This is a genomic window from Mesorhizobium sp. BHbdii (assembly GCF_053848045.1).
This window is the reverse complement of record NZ_JBSPKX010000001.1, coordinates 843,282-859,700: the sequence shown is the minus strand read 5'-3', so window position 1 is coordinate 859,700 and position 16,419 is coordinate 843,282. Positions and strand designations below refer to the sequence as shown.

Below are 16,419 nucleotides of genomic sequence, written 5' to 3'. Positions count from 1 at the left end.
GTTTCGTTTACGTCCCGGACGTGCTGTCCACGATAACCTTCGTCCCTTCGACACGCAGGATCACCGCCTTGTTGTGGGCTTGATTGTGCTCGTCGAACGAAATCGTTTCGTCGAGCAGCGAGGGATAAGATGTGGTGACCAGCGCCTCGCGAATGGCAGCTGGGTTGGCGTTGCCGGCGCGTGTGATGGCGTCAGCCAGCACCTTCACCGCTTCATAGCCTTCGAAACTCTGATAGTTTGGAGCCTCGCCAAACTTGCCGGTGAACTTTGCGACGAACGCGTTGTTGCCCTCGGTGTCAACCGCTGGCGCGTAGGGGAAGACGCTGGTGGCGCCGTCGAGCGCTCCGGCGTCGATCAGGCTTGCCTGAAGATCGGACAGTTCGATGCGGCCGGTAATTGGAATGTTCAAGCCGGCAGCGCGATACTGCCGAAGAAAATTGAGTTCATCCGCGCCTACCGCATAGAGTGCGATCGCATCCGGTTTTTTCGAGCGAAGCCTTGCGATCACCGATGCGAAGTCGGCGGTTCCTTGAGTGAAGAAATCGGCTGAGCCGATTGCAATGCCGCTCTTGACCAGGACGGCCTTGAGTGCTTCGTGCCCACCACGCCCGTAATCGGTGTCTTCACCGATAAATGCGATGCTCTTGTACGTTCTTTTCGATGCAAGGTAATCACCAAGCGCCGCAGCTAGGCCCGCGTCGGAGGGATTGATCTGAAATGTCCAGATGTTCCCGCCCGCACCTGCGGCTTCGCTGATCTTGGGATTAGTCGACACGTCGACGATCAGCGGGATTTTCGCGCGTTCAATCACCGGCATGATCGCAAGAGTGACCGAACTGCACAAACCTCCGATGATGGCTACAACCTTGCCGACGTCAATCAGTTGGTCGGCGCTTGCCACGCCTTGGGTCGGGTTGCACTGATTGTCCTGGACCTTCAATTCCAGCTGACGGCCAAGCACGCCCCCTGCTTCATTGAGTTCCGCGACCGCGAGCTCAGCGCCCTGGCGCTGATGTTGGCCAAGATAAGCTGCGCCTCCCGTCTGCGGACTGCTCATCCCGATCGGGATTGCGTCCTGCGCGAATGTACCAGAACTGCCTAGAAGCGCGACTATCGCGGCACTGTACATCACACGTAGAGCTTTCATCTGCTGTTCCTCCCAATGGTTTCATATAAAGAAACACTGTTTCATTATAATGGACAGATCGCTCCGCCTGTGTCAATAGCGCTCCATTGACAACGGGCGAGGGTTGCTATGACCAGGGGAATAATGCGCGCAGCCGGCGCGATAACTGCACTTTCTGCGTTGACTTTTCTGGTCGCTTACACGCTTGGAATAGGCCTACTAACGCCCGTGATCTTGGCGTTTGTAATGGCGCTCACCCTGTCTTTGATCATACCAACCGGCGGGCGATTTCGCTCCGAATGCGGCGCTATCGGACGCCGGCTTCATCCGGCGGAACGTTCCCATCCGTTGACCACGTGTCGGTCGCCTCGACATAGCTGACGCCATCGTCGGGAAGCGACTCGGTGATGCGTATAGACAGTACAACAGTCAGCTTGGCCACGTCGCAAGCGAGCGCTTCGTCACTGAAATGTTGATGCCGCTTGCGCGAGGTGCATCAGGTACGGTTCTGAACAATTTGCGTACCGTGCTAAAATCCGCGCGACCTGCTTCCGGACTAAGGCTGGTGGACGCATCATGTTCTCGTAAAGTGTCCGGCGCAGAGATGCGCCGCCGTCTTCGCAGGTTCCGCCACGCATCCGACGCGGCTGCCTGGCAAGCGACGGCACGCCCCCTCAATGCCGCTTGAAATACTGAACCTCGCGTTCGTGCTTCTCCGCAGCCTCGCGGCTGTCAAACGTCCCGAGATTGCGGCGCTTGCCGGTCTTTTCGTCCTTCTTGCGCGAATAGAGGCGGTATTTTCCGTCTTTGAGTTTTCTGATCATCTGTCACTCCCCGAGCCGCCGCTTCCCCTTGAGGTTGCGCGCGGCTTGCTCGATCGCCGCCCGGTCGTTTCCCAGCCTGTCGAGCAGCTCCTGCGCCTGGTCGCCCGATATGCCGGTGCGCACCGCCAGGGCCTCCACCGTCAAGACGTCGGAGCTCGCGACCTCGCGGGTTTCCGGCAGGGCATCGCCTGCCGTCAGCGGCAGGGCTGCCTCCCTGTCGATCTCGGCCTCGGCCCGGTGCCAGTGCCGCTCGGGATCGCCATGGATGCGGCCTTCACGTTCCCAGATCTGGTATGCGCGCTCGCGAATCTTGTCTTCCCGGTCGTCGCCCATCTTGATTCCTCCTTGGGTATCGGATGAATGCCGCGCCAACCCGAACGATCCAAGAAATCTGCGTGATCGGTCGCATAAGGCGCCATGCACTGCGGCCGCCAACCGCCACCCGCCTCCGCCCTGCCTACTCGCACTGCCGGCGCGGGCCGCCGGAATAGGGCTGGTAGGTGTTGTCTTCCGGCCGATAGGAGCGGTAGCGGCTGAAGCAATATTCCACGTGGTGGGGCGGAAGCTGGGCGCCGCCGGTTTCATCCGCCGGAACGTTCCCATCCATTGACCACGTGTCGGTCGCCTCGACATAGCTGGCGCTATCGTCGGCAGGCTGTGCGACCCGCTCGGCAGCGCTAGCATCGAGATAGGGCGAGATGCAGGGACGCTGCTCTCCGCTGTAGGATGTGTAGTGGTCGTCGCTTGGCCTGTAGGAACGGTAGCGGCTTGCGCACCATTCCACATGGGCGGCGGGCACCGCCTGCTGCTCGTCCACTGCCGGCTTGATAGAGGCGGTAGCGTTGGGGTCGGGCGCCGAAGATGCGGCATCGGCAGGTTTCGATGTGCGATCGACGGGGACCTGATCAACTGCGACCTCTGGGACCTCGCGGGCAGGAAGGCGCTCAAGACGCTGCGAAGCGGGGTTCACCTTCCGCGGCTCCCTCGGCCACAGTTCGGCAACGCTGGAAGTCGGGGCGGCCTGCCGCACCGGCTCGGCGGAAAGAATCCAGACGGCGAAGGCCAATCCGCTGGCGAAAACCGCCAGCGTCAGCACAAAGCCGCCAAGTACCGCGGATAAAACTTTCACCTGCGCTCCTTTGCCCCGTCATCTCTAGAAATGCGAGGCATTGGATACGGTTCCAACGAGGAGTGGCACAAGCTTGCGCTGAAGGACGTCTCCGTTTCTCGAAAGGCCCCTCTCCGTCTCGGCTTCGCCGAACCACCTCTCCCCCTTTGGGGGCGAGGAACCCAGGGTTCAAAGGTCGCCGACAAGCTCCGTATAGGTCCTCAGCTCGCCATCCTGCCCGCGAATCCGCCAGGTCTCTCCGTCCTGCGCTTCGACATAGGATGCGCCGAGTGGCACTTTGCCGCCGCCGTCCGGCAGGTCCAGCACATAGACCGGGTTGCAGATGCCCGACAGGCGCGCGCGGAGCGCGCTGGCCAGCGCCTGTCCCTCGGCGATGGTGGTGCGCCGGTGCGCCATGCCGCGCGCGAGGTCGCCGTGGTGCAGGTAATAGGGTTTTACGCCGAGGCGGTACATCAGCTCGCGGCACAGCTCCTCCAGCACCTCGACCGTGTCGTTGACGCCTTTCAGGAGAACGCTCTGGTTCAGCAGCACGAAGCCGCCTTGCCGCAACGCGCGACAGGCCTGCTCAGCGGCATCAGTGATTTCGCGCGCGTGGTTGAAATGGGTGACAACCGTGACCATCAGCCGGCCCTGCAGGGAGCAAACCAGCCCTGAGGTGATGCGCGAGGGCAGAGCGACCGGCACGCGGGTGTGGATGCGCAAGAGCCGCACATGCGGAACCGCCTCGATGCGGGCGCTGATTTCCGCCAGCGCCTTGTCCGGCAGCGACAGCGGATCGCCGCCGGTCAGGATCACCTCGCGGATTTCGGGATGGGCCTCGATATAGGCGAAGGCCGGTTCCAGCGCCTCGCGCGAAAAACCGCGGCCGATCGAAGTCAGGGACTCCTTGCGAAAGCAGAACCGGCAATAGACCGCGCATTGATAGGTCGGGAACAGCAAAACCCGGTCGGCATGACGATGCGTCAATCGCGGCACCGGACTGAAGGCATGGTCGGCGATCGGATCATCGAGCTCGCCTTCGAGCTCGGCCAGTTCTTCGGGCGACGGGATGACCTGCGCCCGGATGGGGTCGGCGGGGTCGCTCCAGTCGATCAGATCGAGATAGGCTTTTGGGATGCGAACCTTGTGGCGCGTCGCCGCGGCTTGAGCCGCCTCGCGCTCGGCCGGCGACAGCGGCAGGGAATCCAGATCGCGCACATGCCGCACGCCCGCGCGAACATCGTCCTGCCACGAGGCGTCATCATCGTGGGCGCGCCCGTCATCGGCGGCCATGCCGGCTGCAGCCATGCCGGCGTCGGGGATGTCGAGGTGTGAGGTCATCGAAGGCTCCTTGAATTCGGGGCTGGATACAGCATTGGAGCCATGGCTTGAAGGCAATAAGCATTGCCGAGATGGCAGGGACGAAAAGGCCGTGCTCAGCGGCTTCGGCGCCGCGACCCGGTGCACCCTACCCATCAGCGCCCGCTTGATTTCCCAGCGCGCCCATCCGGCTTCATGATGATCTCGCGATGCGGATAAGGGATGTCTATGCCGTTTTCCCTAAAGGTGTCCCACAGCGCCAGCAGTACCCTGCCGCGCACGTTGGTCAGACCTTGCTGAGGGTCGTGGATCCAGAAACGCAGCACGAAATTGAGCGAGGAGTCGCCGAAGTCCGTGAGCCAGCAGACCGGCCGCCGGTCCGCTTCGACCCGGCCGACGCTCATGGCGGCCGCTATCGCCAGTTCGCTGACCTTATGCGGGTCGGCGTCGTAAGAGACCCCGAAATTCACGTCGAGCCGCACGAGGTTATCGCTGAACGACCAGTTGATGACCCTTTGGGTGATGAAGTCTTCGTTCGGGATCAGGTATTCGCGGCCGTCGCGCGTAACCACCGAGACAAACCGCGCCCGCAATTCGCGTACCCAGCCGAAGGTGCCTTCGAGCGAAATGGTGTCGCCCGGCTTGATCGACTTGTCGAGCAGGATGATCATACCGGAGACGAAATTTGAAACGACCTTTTGCAGCCCGAAAGCCAGGCCGACGCCGACGGCGCCGGAGAATATCGTCAGAGCAGTCAGGTCGAGACCGACGGAGGACAGGGCGATGGCACCCGCCACCAGCACAAGGCCGACCTTTGCGACCTTGCCGACGAGGACGCGGATCGAGGGTGTCAGCTCTTCGGAGATCCGGACGCGTTCATCGATATAGTTGCCGACGACCACCGCAAGCCAAACCGTGGCGATCAGCAGCAGCGCCGCCTTCAGCACGATGAGCGCCGAAAGGCGCACCGCGCCCAAAGGTATTGCGAGGCTGTCCAGGAAAGCCGCGGCGTCGTCATCGATGCCCAGAATGACGAGGGCCGCATAGATCCAGGTCAGCCAGGCGAGAGCCCGCGCGACAAAGCGGTTGCGGATGATGCGCGACAGCACCGATGCGAACAGCCACGCGAGGGATAGCGAGAGCGCGATATAGATGAAATGGGTCCGGCTTGGCCAGGTGACGGCGCGCATGAGAGTGAGCGCGGCAAGCAGGAAGACCGTGAACAGGATCCAGTCGGTGCGCCGCAACAGCGCAACGACGACCCTCAACAGTCCGGGATGCCCCTTGATCTGGCGTGCCCGGTTCTCCATGAGCGGTTCGATGCGCTGCGCCGCGAGCTTCGCGACGAGGAAAAGCACGACGATGATGGCAGCCTGATAGAAGAACCACGGCGTGACGGCATAGTCGAACCATCGGCTGGCCCAGGCCAGCGATTCATCGATGGCGTTGCGAAAATCCATTCCCAACCGACCGCTATGGACTGGCGAACAGCACATCCACAATGTCGCCGGCTTCGTGAAGGGTCAAGCCGACGATCGAGAAGCCCTCAAGCGAGCCCCAGCCCTGCGTTTCAGCCCCGGCGCCTCTGGCCAGTGCGCTCGACATTGCCGCCGCCACAGGTGTGGACGCCCTCTGGCGTCAGTTCCAGCACCCGGATTAAGCGCGCAGCCAGGAAGCGGCCGGCAGAAACATCCATGGTCAGAAACAGCCGCTGGAAACGGCTAACTCATAACATTAGCTTGCGCTTACATTAGCTTAAGCGTATGTATCTCTACGGCCGGTGATCTACCCCCCAACCGGTTAGGCTCGGCGCCAGTCCCCCCCTCAGGCCAACGACGCCGGGCCGCTCGGGGTTTTTCGCTCAAACCGGGAAGCGCTTTTTAAGTACCTCCTACTGTTCGCTTTCGCCGGCTGCCGGTCGTCGAGGCCGGTGAACACATCGACTATCCCCTAGGTGTCGGCCTTCCCGCCGCCAGCCACGCCCGCTAATCTCGGATCCCGGAAGAGGCTGGAGACGAGGGAATGACGAACGGTCTGTCGCCAAGGCTTTTGGCGATCGTCGATGCACTGCCTTTGCAGCAGGGCATGCGGGTTCTGGAGATCGGCTGCGGCCCGGGTGCTGCGTCGCGCGAGATCACGCGCCGGATTGGCGACGGCCACGTGCTGGCGATCGACCGCTCGGCCAAGGCCATCGCGCAGGCCAGGGCCGCCTCGCGCGCCGAGATTGCAGCGGGCCGGCTGAGCCTGCGTCAGGTCGCCATCGAGGATTTCCAGCTGGAGGCGGACGAGCAGCACTTCGACATTGCCGTTGCGGTGCGCGTCGGCGCGCTGGACGGGCGTCATCCCGAGGCAGGAAAGATCGCCCTGCAACGGCTCAAGGCCGCGTTGACGGCGCAAGGCCGGCTGTTCATCGACGGCGGCAATCCGCTGCGCGAAATTGTTCTGCACGGCTGAGCAGCCCGTGGCTTCCTCTCCGAGCGTTTGGGTGACTGTGAGCGGCAGCGCCGGGCCTGCGCCTCAGCTCCGCAACCCAGGCGCCTCTTGTCCCGTCCTCTCGACATATTCCGTATAGCCGCCGCCATAGGTGTGGATGCCCTCGGGCGTCAGTTCCAGCACCCGGTTCGACAGCGCCGCCAGAAAATGCCGGTCGTGCGAGACGAACAGCATGGTGCCCTCATACTGCGAAAGTGCTGTGATCAGCATTTCCTTGGTGGCGATGTCGAGGTGGTTGGTCGGCTCGTCCAGCACCAAAAGGTTGGGCGGGTCGAACAGCATCAGCGCCATCACCAGCCGCGCCTTCTCGCCGCCCGATAGCACCCGGCATTTCTTCTCGATCTCGTCGCCGGAAAAGCCGAAGCAGCCGGCCAGCGCCCTGAGCGGCGCCTGGCCTGCCTGTGGAAACGCGTCCTCCAGCGTCTGGAACACGGTGCGCTCGCCCTCCAGTACTTCCATGGCATGCTGGGCGAAATAGCCCATCTTGACGCTCGGGCCGCGCGCGACCGTGCCATTGTCCGGCTCGGAAGCGCCGGCGACCAGCTTCAGCAGCGTCGACTTGCCGGCGCCGTTGATGCCCATCACGCACCAGCGCTCGCGGCGGCGCACCTGGAAATCCAGCCCCTCGTAGATCGAGCGGCTGCCATAGCGCTTGTGGATGTTCTTCAGCGTCACCACGTCCTCGCCGCAGCGCGGCGCCGGCTGGAAATCGAACGATACCTTCTGGCGGCGCTTGGGCGGCTCGACGCGATCGATCTTCTCCAGCTTCTTCACCCGGCTCTGTACCTGGGCGGCATGCGAAGCGCGCGCCTTGAAGCGCTCGATGAAGGCGATCTCTTTGGCCAGCATCGCCTGCTGGCGCTCGAACTGCGCCTGCTGCTGCCGGTCGGCGATCGCCCGCTGCTGCTGGTAGAATTCGTAGTTGCCGGAGTAGGCGGTCAGCGAGCCGCCATCGATCTCGACCACCTTGTTGACGATGCGGTTCATGAACTCGCGATCGTGCGAGGTCATCAAGAGCGCGCCGTCATAGTTCTTCAGGAACTGCTCCAGCCAGATCAGGCTTTCCAGGTCGAGATGGTTGCTCGGCTCGTCGAGCAGCATGGCGTCGGGCCGCATCAGCAGGATCCTGGCCAGCGCCACGCGCATCTTCCAGCCGCCGGAGAGTTTTCCGACGTCGCCGTCCATCATCTCCTGGCTGAAGCCGAGGCCGTCCAGCACCTCGCGGGCGCGGCCATCCAGCGCATAGCCGTCGAGCTCCTCGAAACGCGCCTGCAGGTCGCCGTAGCGGGCAATGATGGCGTCCATCTCATCTGATCGCTCCGGGTCGCCCATGGCGGCTTCGAGCTCGCGCATCTCGGCCGCCACTTCGCTCACCGGCCCGGCGCCGTTCATCACTTCGGCGACAGCGCTGCGGCCTTCCATGTCGCCGACATCCTGGCTGAAATAGCCGATGGTGACGCCGCGATCGACCGAGACCTGGCCCTCATCGGGCTGCTCCTCGCCGTTGATCATGCGGAACAGCGTCGTCTTGCCGGCCCCGTTGGGGCCGACCAGCCCGACCTTTTCGCCCTTCTGCAAGGAGGCGGAGGCCTCGATGAAGACGATCTGCCGACCGTTCTGCTTGCTGATACTTTCCAGTCGAATCATGCTTTCCACGCGTGCCCAAGGGATTTTCCCCGCGCCAATACGCGATAGGCCTCGCCTGCGGAAGCCCGCAAATCAAATGGCAATACGACGCCAGTTTCGAGGTTCGAACTGAATCAGCGGAACCTTGGATATCGCCGGCAGTTTAGAAAGACAGGCTCAAACACCGAAAGGAGAATGAGATGAAGACGGTTACCGCTATTTTGCTCGCCACCTCAATGATCGGCCTGACCGCCGGCACGGCAAGCGCCACCTGCCATGACACGACTGCATCGATCGAAGCTCAATCAGGCATCGCAAAAGACGGAACGCGTGCACCCCTCGAAACTGATGCGAATGCCGGTAGCAAGGTTGAGGGCGGCCCTGCCAATAAGGACGGCAACACCATGCCGCTAGCCAACCAGGAAGCCGGTGGGGATAAAAACCTCGCCACCTCGCAGCAGGATGTCGAGGCGCAGCAGGAGGGCGACAAGACAGCGGCGGCCAAAGCCGACCCCTGCAAGCCGGACTGACGCAGATTGAGAAGCCGGCCGCAGACGGGCTGCATGCCGCCATTGATCATCGGTGGCATGCGGGTCGGCGCGATCGGCACCATCCCGCAGCTTCCCCTAGACTTGCGGCGATGCCATCCCGAGAGGCCAGAATGGGAATACGCGGAGGCTAGCTTATCCAATCCCTCCCGTCACCGCATAGGCGCCGACTGCACGCCCGCCCTCAAGACGCACGACGGCGGTAACGATCGAGCCGTAAGAGCCGCGCCAGACGCTGTGGATTCGCTCATGCTCACTGGCCGGTACGACTGCACGCCCTGTAAAGCGCGCGCCGGTCCGCTGCATGCGAATGGGCTCGCCATTGACATGGACTTTCACGCTGGTCTCGGTTCCGACCTCGCCATGCACATCGAGCGTGACAGTTATCTCGTCCTGATCACCCGCACGGCGCGTCTCAGCGGCAAGCGTGACTGTCAGCGGCGGCGCCTTGTCGGGTTGGCGGGCGGCAGGCCGGGCGGCAAAGACATCGTCGGGAAGTTCCGGAGTGCGCGGCGGGCTGGTGCGGCGCTGGCCAAAACGCTCGAAATCGCCGGCTAGCCGAAGCAGCTTCGTATCCTTATAGGCCTTGCCGGCGAAGGTCAGTCCGACCGGCATGCCGATATCGGCCATTGTGCCCATCGGCACGGTGACGGTCGGAATGCCGAGATGGCGCGGCACGAGATTGCCGTTGGCGACCCAGGTGCCGTTGCGCCACGCAAGCGCGGCGGAGGCCTCGTTGACATCCGCATCGGCCGGCCCGACATCGGCGACGGCCGGAAACACCACTGCATCCAGCCCTTGCGCGTCCAGCCAGTCCTCGAAATCGATCCGCCGCGTCGCCTCGAGGCCTTTCAGGCCGGCGTCCAGCTCGGGAATGGCCTCGAATGGGGTGACGCCGCGCTTGGCCCGCCCGACATACTCCGCTAGATCGAGGCTGTCCTCGTAGCGGTCCGGCAGCGTGCCCGGCGGCTGCGGAAAGATCTTTGCGCCGTCGACCGAGGCGAGATCGGGGATGGCCGGATCGGCATTGGCGCGCAGGAAATCGTCCCAGGCGAAGACGCACAGGTCCCATATCTCGCGCTCGGCGAATTCTTCCGGAACCAGCCCGCGATCGACCATGTTTTTGGTGCCCGGCCGGTCGCGCTCGTAGTTGGAGACGACGGGGAAATCGACCTCGACCACATCAGCACCGAGCCGCCGCAAATCCGCTGCCGCCTGCTCCCACAGGTCGAGCACCGACGCGCGGGGCGGGATCGGAACGTCAGCCTCCGTGTCGCGGCCGACATACATGCGGGGCACGCCGAGCCGCACGCCTTGCAGCGCTCCCTCCAGCGTGAGGCCGGTATAGCGTGGCGGTCTGACATCGGAGCTCGTCGGCAGCGCCACCCAGGGCTGCGCGCGCCAGAAATCGCCTCTTGTGTTCGGGTCGTCGGCGACGATCAAGTCGAGCAGCTCGAGCATGTCGGCAACACTGCGCGTATGCGGCACCACCACGTCCATGGTCGGCACCAGCGGCCAGTTGCCACGCACGGAAATGACGCCGCGCGACGGCGTGTAGGCGACCAGTGCGTTGTTCGACGCCGGCGCCCGGCCCGACGACCATGTCTCCTCGCCGAGCCCGAAGGCGGCGAAGCTGGCGGCGGTCGCGGTGCCGGAACCATTCGACGAGCCCGAGGCGAAGGCGGCGGTCAGGTAATCGGCATTGTAGGGGCTTTCCGCCCGGCCGTAGACGCCGCGCTGCATGCCACCATTAGCCATCGGCGGCATGTTGGTAAGCCCGATCAGCACCGCGCCGCCGGCCCGCAGCCGCGCAATGGTGAAGGCGTCCTCGTTGGCGACGAGATGTTCGAAGGCCGGCGAGCCGGAGGCCACCGTCAGGCCCGATACCTTGTAGCTGTCCTTGGCGGTGTAAGGGATGCCGTCCAGCGGCCCGAGCGTCTTGCCCTCCCGGCGGCGCTGGTCGGAGGCGGCCGCCTCCTCGAACATCTTTGGATTGAGCACGGGGACAGCGTTGAGGGTGATGCCATGCCGGTCGTAGCGAGCAATCCTGCGAAGGCAGCCGCCGACCAACTCGACGCTGGTGACGGTGCCGTCTTCCAGGGCCCGCCGCAACTGTTCGATCGACGCTTCGACGATATGGAGATTGGTCACTTTGAGAAAACCAAACGTCTGCTATCCGCAACAGTTTCAAATATGATCTTCACCTACAGCGTCTTGGTGTCCAACAGACCATCTTCCTTCATCATATCCAGATAAATCTGGACAGCGGGATGGCCATGGGACGAGGCCTTGAGCAGCCATTTGGCGGCTTCTTTGTAATTAGGTTGTCCATTGATGCCACGATAGTACAGCATCCCAAGACTAGCTTCGGCATCGACATTTCCAGCCTTCGCCGCTTCCAGCCACCAGGACTCGGCGGCTTTGTCGTCTCTGGCGATGCCTTCACCGTTGGCATAGGCGTATGCCAAACCGAGTTGAGCGTCGACATTTCCTTGCTTTGCGGCTTTGCTCCACCACATGAAAGCTTGGCCTTCGTCCTCGCCGATGCCTCTTCCCGTGCTGTAAAGGACACCAACATTATATTGTGCTTCCGCAATACCGCTTGCTGCAGCTTTCATCCACCATTCGAACGCCAGACCGTCGTCCTGCGCCAGCCCTCGGCCTTCATTGTAGAGAATGCCAAGTAGGTATTGGCCGTTCGCATCCCCGTTTTCCGCAGCCTTTCGTGCCCAGATCACGGCCAGCCGATCGTCCTGTTCGACGCCTTTGCCGTAGTAAAATGCCTGGCCGAGTCCGGTGGCGGCCTCTATATTTCCTGCTACGGCAGCCTTGCGCCACCAGGAAACCGCTTGAACGTCATTTTGAACGACGCCTTCGCCTCGGGAATATAGGATGCCAAGTAGGCATTGAGCGGCCGGATTCCCCTCGTCTGCTGCCTTTCGCGCCCATGTCAAGGCAAGCTGATCATCCTTTTTAATGCCTTGGCCGAGATAATATAGCCGGCTGAGGGCGGAGGCGGCCTCCACGTTTCCTGCCTCGGCGGCCTTGCCGAACCAGTACGCTGCCAGCCCGTCATTCTGCGCAACACCTTGGCCTTGCCCATACATCAAGCCAAGATTAAACTGGGCGACGGGATTGCCTGCCTCGGCTAACACCGTCAACGGGTCGAACGCTTCGACATAGTTCTCGGCCAGCAACGCCGATCGCGCCTGCTCCGCTGCCGACCACTGGGCATAATAATGGCGCACCGGAAAAAACAGCACCACAGCGGCCACCATAAGCAAAACAGCCGCGAAAACCTTCCGACGGTAGGACCTGGGTGGGCTTGACCAAGATTCTGTCTCCGCAGCCGGTCCGTCTTCGCTGTCCACGTAAGCTGATCCATCCATTGATATCAGCAATCATTAGCGCGGAGCGCTTCTTTCCGAAATATCCCCTACTCTGGAATCTGTTCACGCCGGCGCGCCCGCTTGCGACTGGCTTCCCTCCGGGACAAACCGCCTTCGCACATCAGTCCGGCGCGCCGGGAAAAAGCGCCACCGCATCACCGCCGCCCGCCGGCCAGTCCCGGATGGTGCGGTCGTAGCCGCCGGTCAGCACCGTGCCGTCGGCGGCGAACGCCACGGCGTAGACCGGACCGGACCGGCTGTCGAACAGGGCGGTCTCACTGCCGGTTTCCATGTCCCACAGCCGTGCCGTGCCGTCGAGCGATCCGGACAGCAGCCGCTTGCCGTCGGCCGACAGCGCCAGCGCATAGACCGTGCCCGAATGGCCCTCGAGGCGGCGGACTTCGCGGCCGGTGTCGAGATCCCAGAGCTTGAGCGTATAATCGCCGCTGCCGGTGATCAGATGGCGCCCGTCGGCCATGAACAGGACGCCATAGGGGCCGCGCTCATGCCCGTGCCAGCTGCGCAGCTGCTTGCCGGTGCCGATGTCCCATAGTTTTAGCGTGCCCTCGATACTGCCGCTGATCGCGCGTGTGCCGTCGGGCGAGACGCCGACCCCGCTGATCGACCAGTCGTGCCCCGGCATCACATGCAGCACCGAGCCTTTCTCGATATCCCAGACGATGACCCTGCCGGTGTCGTGCCCGCTGACGGCACGTTTACCGTCGGGGCTGATCGCCAGCTTGTTGACGCCGCCGTTCTGGCCTGACGAGAACACATGCAGCACAGCGCCATCGGAGAGCTTCCGCAGCACGATCTCGCCATCGTCGCCCGCCGTCAGCGCCCGCGCCCCATCGGGCAGGAAAAGCGCGGTCCGCGCCATGTCCTTGTGGACGCCGAGGGTGCGGATCAGGCGCTTGCCGTCGATATCCCAGAGCTTGATCGTGCGATCGGTGCTGGCGCTCATGATCGAGTGACCGTCGGGCGCCACCGCCAGCCAGACCACTGCATCACGGTGACCGTCGGGTTGCGTCGGCTGCGGCGGCGGAGCCTGCGGCAGCGGCGCGACGGTCTGCGGTGGCGCAGCCGGGGCTGGAGCAGGCTCCGGCGGTGAGACAGGTGGGGCCAGCGCGACCTCGGATGGCGAGGCAGGCGCCGGCGGCTGTATCGCTTCCGGTTCCAGGGCCGGTGCGCTGGTGACGTCTTGCCCTTCCGGCGCGCTCGGCACAGTTTGCTCGGCGATCAGGCTTTTGCCGGCGTCCTGTGGCTGCCGCGACCAGGGGCCGAGCTGGTCGGCCACCAGAGCGAGCACGGCGAGGAACGGAACGACGGCAAAGAGCCGCCGCAGGCGTGGTCTTCCACCGGGTTGTGCTTCGGCGCCCCTGCCGAACAGCGGCGTCTTCGGAGCGAGCGTCGACCGGCCTGGCAACCGGCCGGCCCAGAACAGCAGGGCTGCAAGGGCTGAGAAAACGCCCGCCGCGCCGAAAAAAGCCAGGCGCACCGACGCGAAAGCGTCGCCGGCGCCCTCGTCACCCAGCGCGAAATACACACGTGTGAGGCAGAGCATGCCGATCGCCAGCAGCAGCGCGGCGAGCAGCCTGTCGACAAGCCTGTTCATCGGTCTCCCCCTCGCGCCGCTTTCGCTTTGCCGCAATGATGCCGGCCAGCGCCGGGCTTGTCGATGCCCCGGTTCAATTCCGAAGTTTACCCGCGAAACGGCGAGCGCAAAACGCTTGCCTGCGCCAAGTGCTGGATGTGCCTGAGGACACTCTCTCGGTCGCCGCAATGTTGCCCGGTCGCGCGCTAGGATCGCTCGGCAGGGCTCAAGACCGATCGAGGCCAAGCGATGGATGATTGGAAATTACCTTGGGAAGGCGGCTGCCTGTGCGGCGGGATACGCTTTCGCATAAGTGCGCCGCCCTTGCTGACAATGGCCTGTCATTGCACCGGCTGTCAGAAGCTGAGCGCGAGCGCTTATTCCCTGACCATGGCCGTACCGAGCAACGGCTTCACCGTGACGCAAGGCGAGCCGGTGGTCGGCGGCATGCATGGGCCGCACCGGCAACTCTACTGCCCGCACTGCAAGAACTGGATGTTCACGCATCCGCACGGCCTGGACTTCATCGTCAATGTTCGCGCTACCATGCTGGACGAGCACCGTTGGTATGTGCCCTTCGTCGAGGTCTTCGCGTCGGAAAAGCTGCCATGGGCCACGACCGCCGCCACCCACAGTTTTGCCACTCAACCCGACCTTGAGGGATACACACCTTTGATCGAGGCTTTCGCACGCGAAGGGGCGCGACCAGTGTGACTGGTTGTGCGTGAGGGTTGGCGATATCGCCAGCAACCGCCAACCTCCCCATAAACGGGGAGATCGAATGTTCTCCACCCCTCACCGCAATTCCACCCACACCGGCGCGTGGTCGCTGGCGCCGAGCTCGCCGCGCACTTCGCGGTCGATGCCTGCCCCGGCCAATCGGCGCGCCAGTTTCTTGGAGAGCAATATATGATCGAGCCGCAGGCCGGCGTCGCGCGGCCAGCGGTTGCGGCGATAATCCCAGAATGTGTAGAGCGTTTCTTTCGGGTGCTTCTTGCGCAGCGCATCGGTCCAGCCCTGGTCGAGCAGTGCTGCGAAAGCGGCGCGGCTTTCCGGCTGCACCAGCGCATTGTCGTCATAGGAGCGGGTCGGATAGATGTCGCGCGGCTCGGGCACGATGTTGTAGTCGCCGGCCAGCACTACCGGCAGCCCGGTGTCGAACAGTTCCGCCGCATGCGCGTTCAGGCGCTCGTGCCACGCCAGCTTGTAGGTGAATTTCGGACCGGGCTGCGGGTTACCGTTCGGCGCATAGAGGCAGGCGATGACGATGCCGCTGACCGCTGCCTCGATGTAGCGGGCCTGGTTGTCGCTCTCGTCGCCGGGCAGTGCCTCGCGGATCAGAACGGGTTCTGAACCCCGCGCGAGTATGGCGACGCCGTTCCAGGTCGGCTGCCCCACCCATACCGCGCCATAGCCCGCAGCGGCGAGTGCTGTGCGCGGAAACTGCGTCTGCCTTGCCTTCAGCTCCTGCAGGCAGACGACGTCGGGCTTGGCGACAGACAGCCAGGCCAGCAGGTTTTGCAGCCGGCCGTTGATATTGTTGACGTTGAACGTGGCGATCTTCATCGGCCTGCTTCAGCGCACAATGCGCTCGGTCCACGCCTTCACCGCATCAGCGAGTGTCTTCAGATGATCGGCGGTGGAGAAGCCGGAGATGCTCTTGCGCGGCTTCAAATCGTGGTCGCCATCCTCCAGCCACAGCATCTCGATGCGGTCGGAAAGGTCGTAGGTCGCGACCTCGTCCCTGGTCCCGAACTCATCGCGTGTGCCCTGGAAGATCAATGTCGGCGTCCTGAGATCGGCGAGATGTTTTGTCCGAAGCTGCGTCGGTTTCGCCGGCGGATGGAAGGGATAGCCCAGACAAAGCAGGCCCGAGATTTCGCCCTTGGAAAACATCTCGTCGGCGATCATCGAGGCGACGCGGCCGCCCATCGACTTGCCGCCGATGATCAGCGCCCCCGTCACGCCCTTCGCCCTCAGATCGGCGATCGCCTTGACATATTCCGGGTTCACTGTCTCGGCGCGCGGCGGCGGCTTGCGGTGGCCGTAGCGGCGGGCGGCCATGTAGTGGAATTCGAATCGCGCGACGCGGAAGCCGGCTTCGGCCAGCGCCTTGGCCGTGGCGGTCATCGAGGCCGAATCCATTGGCGCCCCGGCGCCATGGGCAAGCAGGACGGTGATGGGGGCGGTTTCGGGCCCGTCGAAGAGGAAGGCGGTCATTGGGCGTACAACTCCAACGTTGACCACCCCTTCTCCCCTTGTGGGAGAAGGTGGCCGAGCAAAGCTCGGTCGGATGAGGGGTGTTGGACGGAGCGCCAACGCCTCATTTCTTCCAGCACCCCTCATCCGTCTCGGCGCTAACGCGCCAATCCACCTTCTCCCACAAGGGGA

At 63.5% G+C, this 16,419-nt stretch carries 16 protein-coding genes; 3 read left to right on the top strand and 13 right to left on the bottom strand.

Annotated elements, in window-relative coordinates:
* Nucleotides 1–7 precede the first annotated feature (7 nt).
* From ACWTU8_RS04145 to ACWTU8_RS04115, 7 genes are all read right to left on the bottom strand, one after another.
* Nucleotides 8–1,147, bottom strand: coding sequence for an ABC transporter substrate-binding protein (locus tag ACWTU8_RS04145; protein WP_455847143.1), 1,140 nt, complete (start codon nt 1,145–1,147; stop codon nt 8–10).
* Between the two features lie 653 nt (nt 1,148–1,800).
* Nucleotides 1,801–1,950, bottom strand: a complete 150-nt coding sequence (locus ACWTU8_RS04140; RefSeq protein WP_127204769.1) for a hypothetical protein — start codon at nt 1,948–1,950, stop codon at nt 1,801–1,803.
* 3 nt (nt 1,951–1,953) lie between these two features.
* Entirely contained in the window at nt 1,954–2,283 is a 330-nt protein-coding gene (locus ACWTU8_RS04135) for a DUF2934 domain-containing protein (protein ID WP_455847142.1), read from the bottom strand.
* Nucleotides 2,284–2,407: 124 nt separating this feature from the next.
* Entirely contained in the window at nt 2,408–3,079 is a 672-nt protein-coding gene (locus tag ACWTU8_RS04130; RefSeq protein ID WP_455847141.1) for a BA14K family protein, read from the bottom strand.
* Nucleotides 3,080–3,247: 168 nt separating this feature from the next.
* On the bottom strand, nt 3,248–4,366 hold the full coding sequence (locus ACWTU8_RS04125) for a KamA family radical SAM protein (RefSeq protein WP_455848378.1): 1,119 nt from the start codon (nt 4,364–4,366) through the stop codon (nt 3,248–3,250).
* 167 nt (nt 4,367–4,533) lie between these two features.
* Nucleotides 4,534–5,838, bottom strand: coding sequence for a mechanosensitive ion channel family protein (locus tag ACWTU8_RS04120; RefSeq protein ID WP_455847140.1), 1,305 nt, complete (start codon nt 5,836–5,838; stop codon nt 4,534–4,536).
* A 13-nt stretch (nt 5,839–5,851) separates the two neighbouring features.
* Nucleotides 5,852–5,983 (bottom strand): hypothetical protein, encoded by a 132-nt coding sequence (locus tag ACWTU8_RS04115; RefSeq protein WP_455847139.1) that lies wholly within the window; start codon nt 5,981–5,983, stop codon nt 5,852–5,854.
* 417 nt (nt 5,984–6,400) lie between these two features.
* Between ACWTU8_RS04115 and ACWTU8_RS04110 the strand changes: the two genes are divergently transcribed.
* Complete coding sequence (locus ACWTU8_RS04110; RefSeq protein ID WP_029351295.1) at nt 6,401–6,832, top strand: SAM-dependent methyltransferase; 432 nt, start codon at nt 6,401–6,403, stop codon at nt 6,830–6,832.
* 63 nt (nt 6,833–6,895) lie between these two features.
* On the opposite strand, the gene ACWTU8_RS04105 is transcribed toward ACWTU8_RS04110, so the two are convergent.
* Nucleotides 6,896–8,518, bottom strand: a complete 1,623-nt coding sequence (locus tag ACWTU8_RS04105) for an ABC-F family ATP-binding cassette domain-containing protein (RefSeq protein WP_095520897.1) — start codon at nt 8,516–8,518, stop codon at nt 6,896–6,898.
* A 179-nt stretch (nt 8,519–8,697) separates the two neighbouring features.
* Between ACWTU8_RS04105 and ACWTU8_RS04100 the strand changes: the two genes are divergently transcribed.
* Nucleotides 8,698–9,027 carry a hypothetical protein gene (locus ACWTU8_RS04100; RefSeq protein WP_455839525.1) on the top strand — a complete coding sequence of 110 codons (330 nt, stop codon included), beginning with the start codon at nt 8,698–8,700 and terminating at the stop codon, nt 9,025–9,027.
* A 153-nt stretch (nt 9,028–9,180) separates the two neighbouring features.
* Here ACWTU8_RS04100 and ACWTU8_RS04095 read toward each other — a convergent pair whose 3' ends face one another.
* The 3 genes from ACWTU8_RS04095 to ACWTU8_RS04085 all read right to left on the bottom strand — a co-directional run bounded on the left by ACWTU8_RS04095 (nt 9,181) and on the right by ACWTU8_RS04085 (nt 14,049).
* On the bottom strand, nt 9,181–11,196 hold the full coding sequence (locus ACWTU8_RS04095; protein WP_455847138.1) for an amidase: 2,016 nt from the start codon (nt 11,194–11,196) through the stop codon (nt 9,181–9,183).
* Between the two features lie 53 nt (nt 11,197–11,249).
* Nucleotides 11,250–12,416, bottom strand: coding sequence for an SEL1-like repeat protein (locus ACWTU8_RS04090; protein WP_455847137.1), 1,167 nt, complete (start codon nt 12,414–12,416; stop codon nt 11,250–11,252).
* Nucleotides 12,417–12,555: 139 nt separating this feature from the next.
* Nucleotides 12,556–14,049 (bottom strand): WD40 repeat domain-containing protein, encoded by a 1,494-nt coding sequence (locus ACWTU8_RS04085; RefSeq protein WP_455847136.1) that lies wholly within the window; start codon nt 14,047–14,049, stop codon nt 12,556–12,558.
* A gap of 228 nt (nt 14,050–14,277) precedes the next feature.
* Between ACWTU8_RS04085 and ACWTU8_RS04080 the strand changes: the two genes are divergently transcribed.
* Complete coding sequence (locus ACWTU8_RS04080; protein ID WP_455847135.1) at nt 14,278–14,742, top strand: GFA family protein; 465 nt, start codon at nt 14,278–14,280, stop codon at nt 14,740–14,742.
* 81 nt (nt 14,743–14,823) lie between these two features.
* On the opposite strand, the gene ACWTU8_RS04075 is transcribed toward ACWTU8_RS04080, so the two are convergent.
* Together ACWTU8_RS04075 and ACWTU8_RS04070 are read right to left on the bottom strand one after the other, a co-directional pair.
* Nucleotides 14,824–15,594 (bottom strand): exodeoxyribonuclease III, encoded by a 771-nt coding sequence (locus ACWTU8_RS04075; protein ID WP_455847134.1) that lies wholly within the window; start codon nt 15,592–15,594, stop codon nt 14,824–14,826.
* Nucleotides 15,595–15,603: 9 nt separating this feature from the next.
* Nucleotides 15,604–16,248 (bottom strand): alpha/beta hydrolase family protein, encoded by a 645-nt coding sequence (locus tag ACWTU8_RS04070; protein ID WP_455847133.1) that lies wholly within the window; start codon nt 16,246–16,248, stop codon nt 15,604–15,606.
* Nucleotides 16,249–16,419 lie beyond the last annotated feature (171 nt).

Excerpts from the sequence above, each read along its gene's own strand:
- ACWTU8_RS04085 (WP_455847136.1), bottom strand. The coding sequence starts at position 14,049 with ATGAACAGGCTTGTCGACAGGCTGCTCGCCGCGCTGCTGCTGGCGATC.
- ACWTU8_RS04080 (WP_455847135.1), top strand. The coding sequence starts at position 14,278 with ATGGATGATTGGAAATTACCTTGGGAAGGCGGCTGCCTGTGCGGCGGG.
- ACWTU8_RS04100 (WP_455839525.1), top strand. The coding sequence starts at position 8,698 with ATGAAGACGGTTACCGCTATTTTGCTCGCCACCTCAATGATCGGCCTG.
- ACWTU8_RS04120 (WP_455847140.1), bottom strand. The coding sequence starts at position 5,838 with ATGGATTTTCGCAACGCCATCGATGAATCGCTGGCCTGGGCCAGCCGA.
- ACWTU8_RS04075 (WP_455847134.1), bottom strand. The coding sequence starts at position 15,594 with ATGAAGATCGCCACGTTCAACGTCAACAATATCAACGGCCGGCTGCAA.
- ACWTU8_RS04115 (WP_455847139.1), bottom strand. The coding sequence starts at position 5,983 with ATGTCGAGCGCACTGGCCAGAGGCGCCGGGGCTGAAACGCAGGGCTGG.
- ACWTU8_RS04070 (WP_455847133.1), bottom strand. The coding sequence starts at position 16,248 with ATGACCGCCTTCCTCTTCGACGGGCCCGAAACCGCCCCCATCACCGTC.
- ACWTU8_RS04135 (WP_455847142.1), bottom strand. The coding sequence starts at position 2,283 with ATGGGCGACGACCGGGAAGACAAGATTCGCGAGCGCGCATACCAGATC.
- ACWTU8_RS04110 (WP_029351295.1), top strand. The coding sequence starts at position 6,401 with ATGACGAACGGTCTGTCGCCAAGGCTTTTGGCGATCGTCGATGCACTG.
- ACWTU8_RS04105 (WP_095520897.1), bottom strand. The coding sequence starts at position 8,518 with ATGATTCGACTGGAAAGTATCAGCAAGCAGAACGGTCGGCAGATCGTC.
- ACWTU8_RS04125 (WP_455848378.1), bottom strand. The coding sequence starts at position 4,366 with ATGGCTGCAGCCGGCATGGCCGCCGATGACGGGCGCGCCCACGATGAT.
- ACWTU8_RS04145 (WP_455847143.1), bottom strand. The coding sequence starts at position 1,147 with ATGAAAGCTCTACGTGTGATGTACAGTGCCGCGATAGTCGCGCTTCTA.
- ACWTU8_RS04140 (WP_127204769.1), bottom strand. The coding sequence starts at position 1,950 with ATGATCAGAAAACTCAAAGACGGAAAATACCGCCTCTATTCGCGCAAG.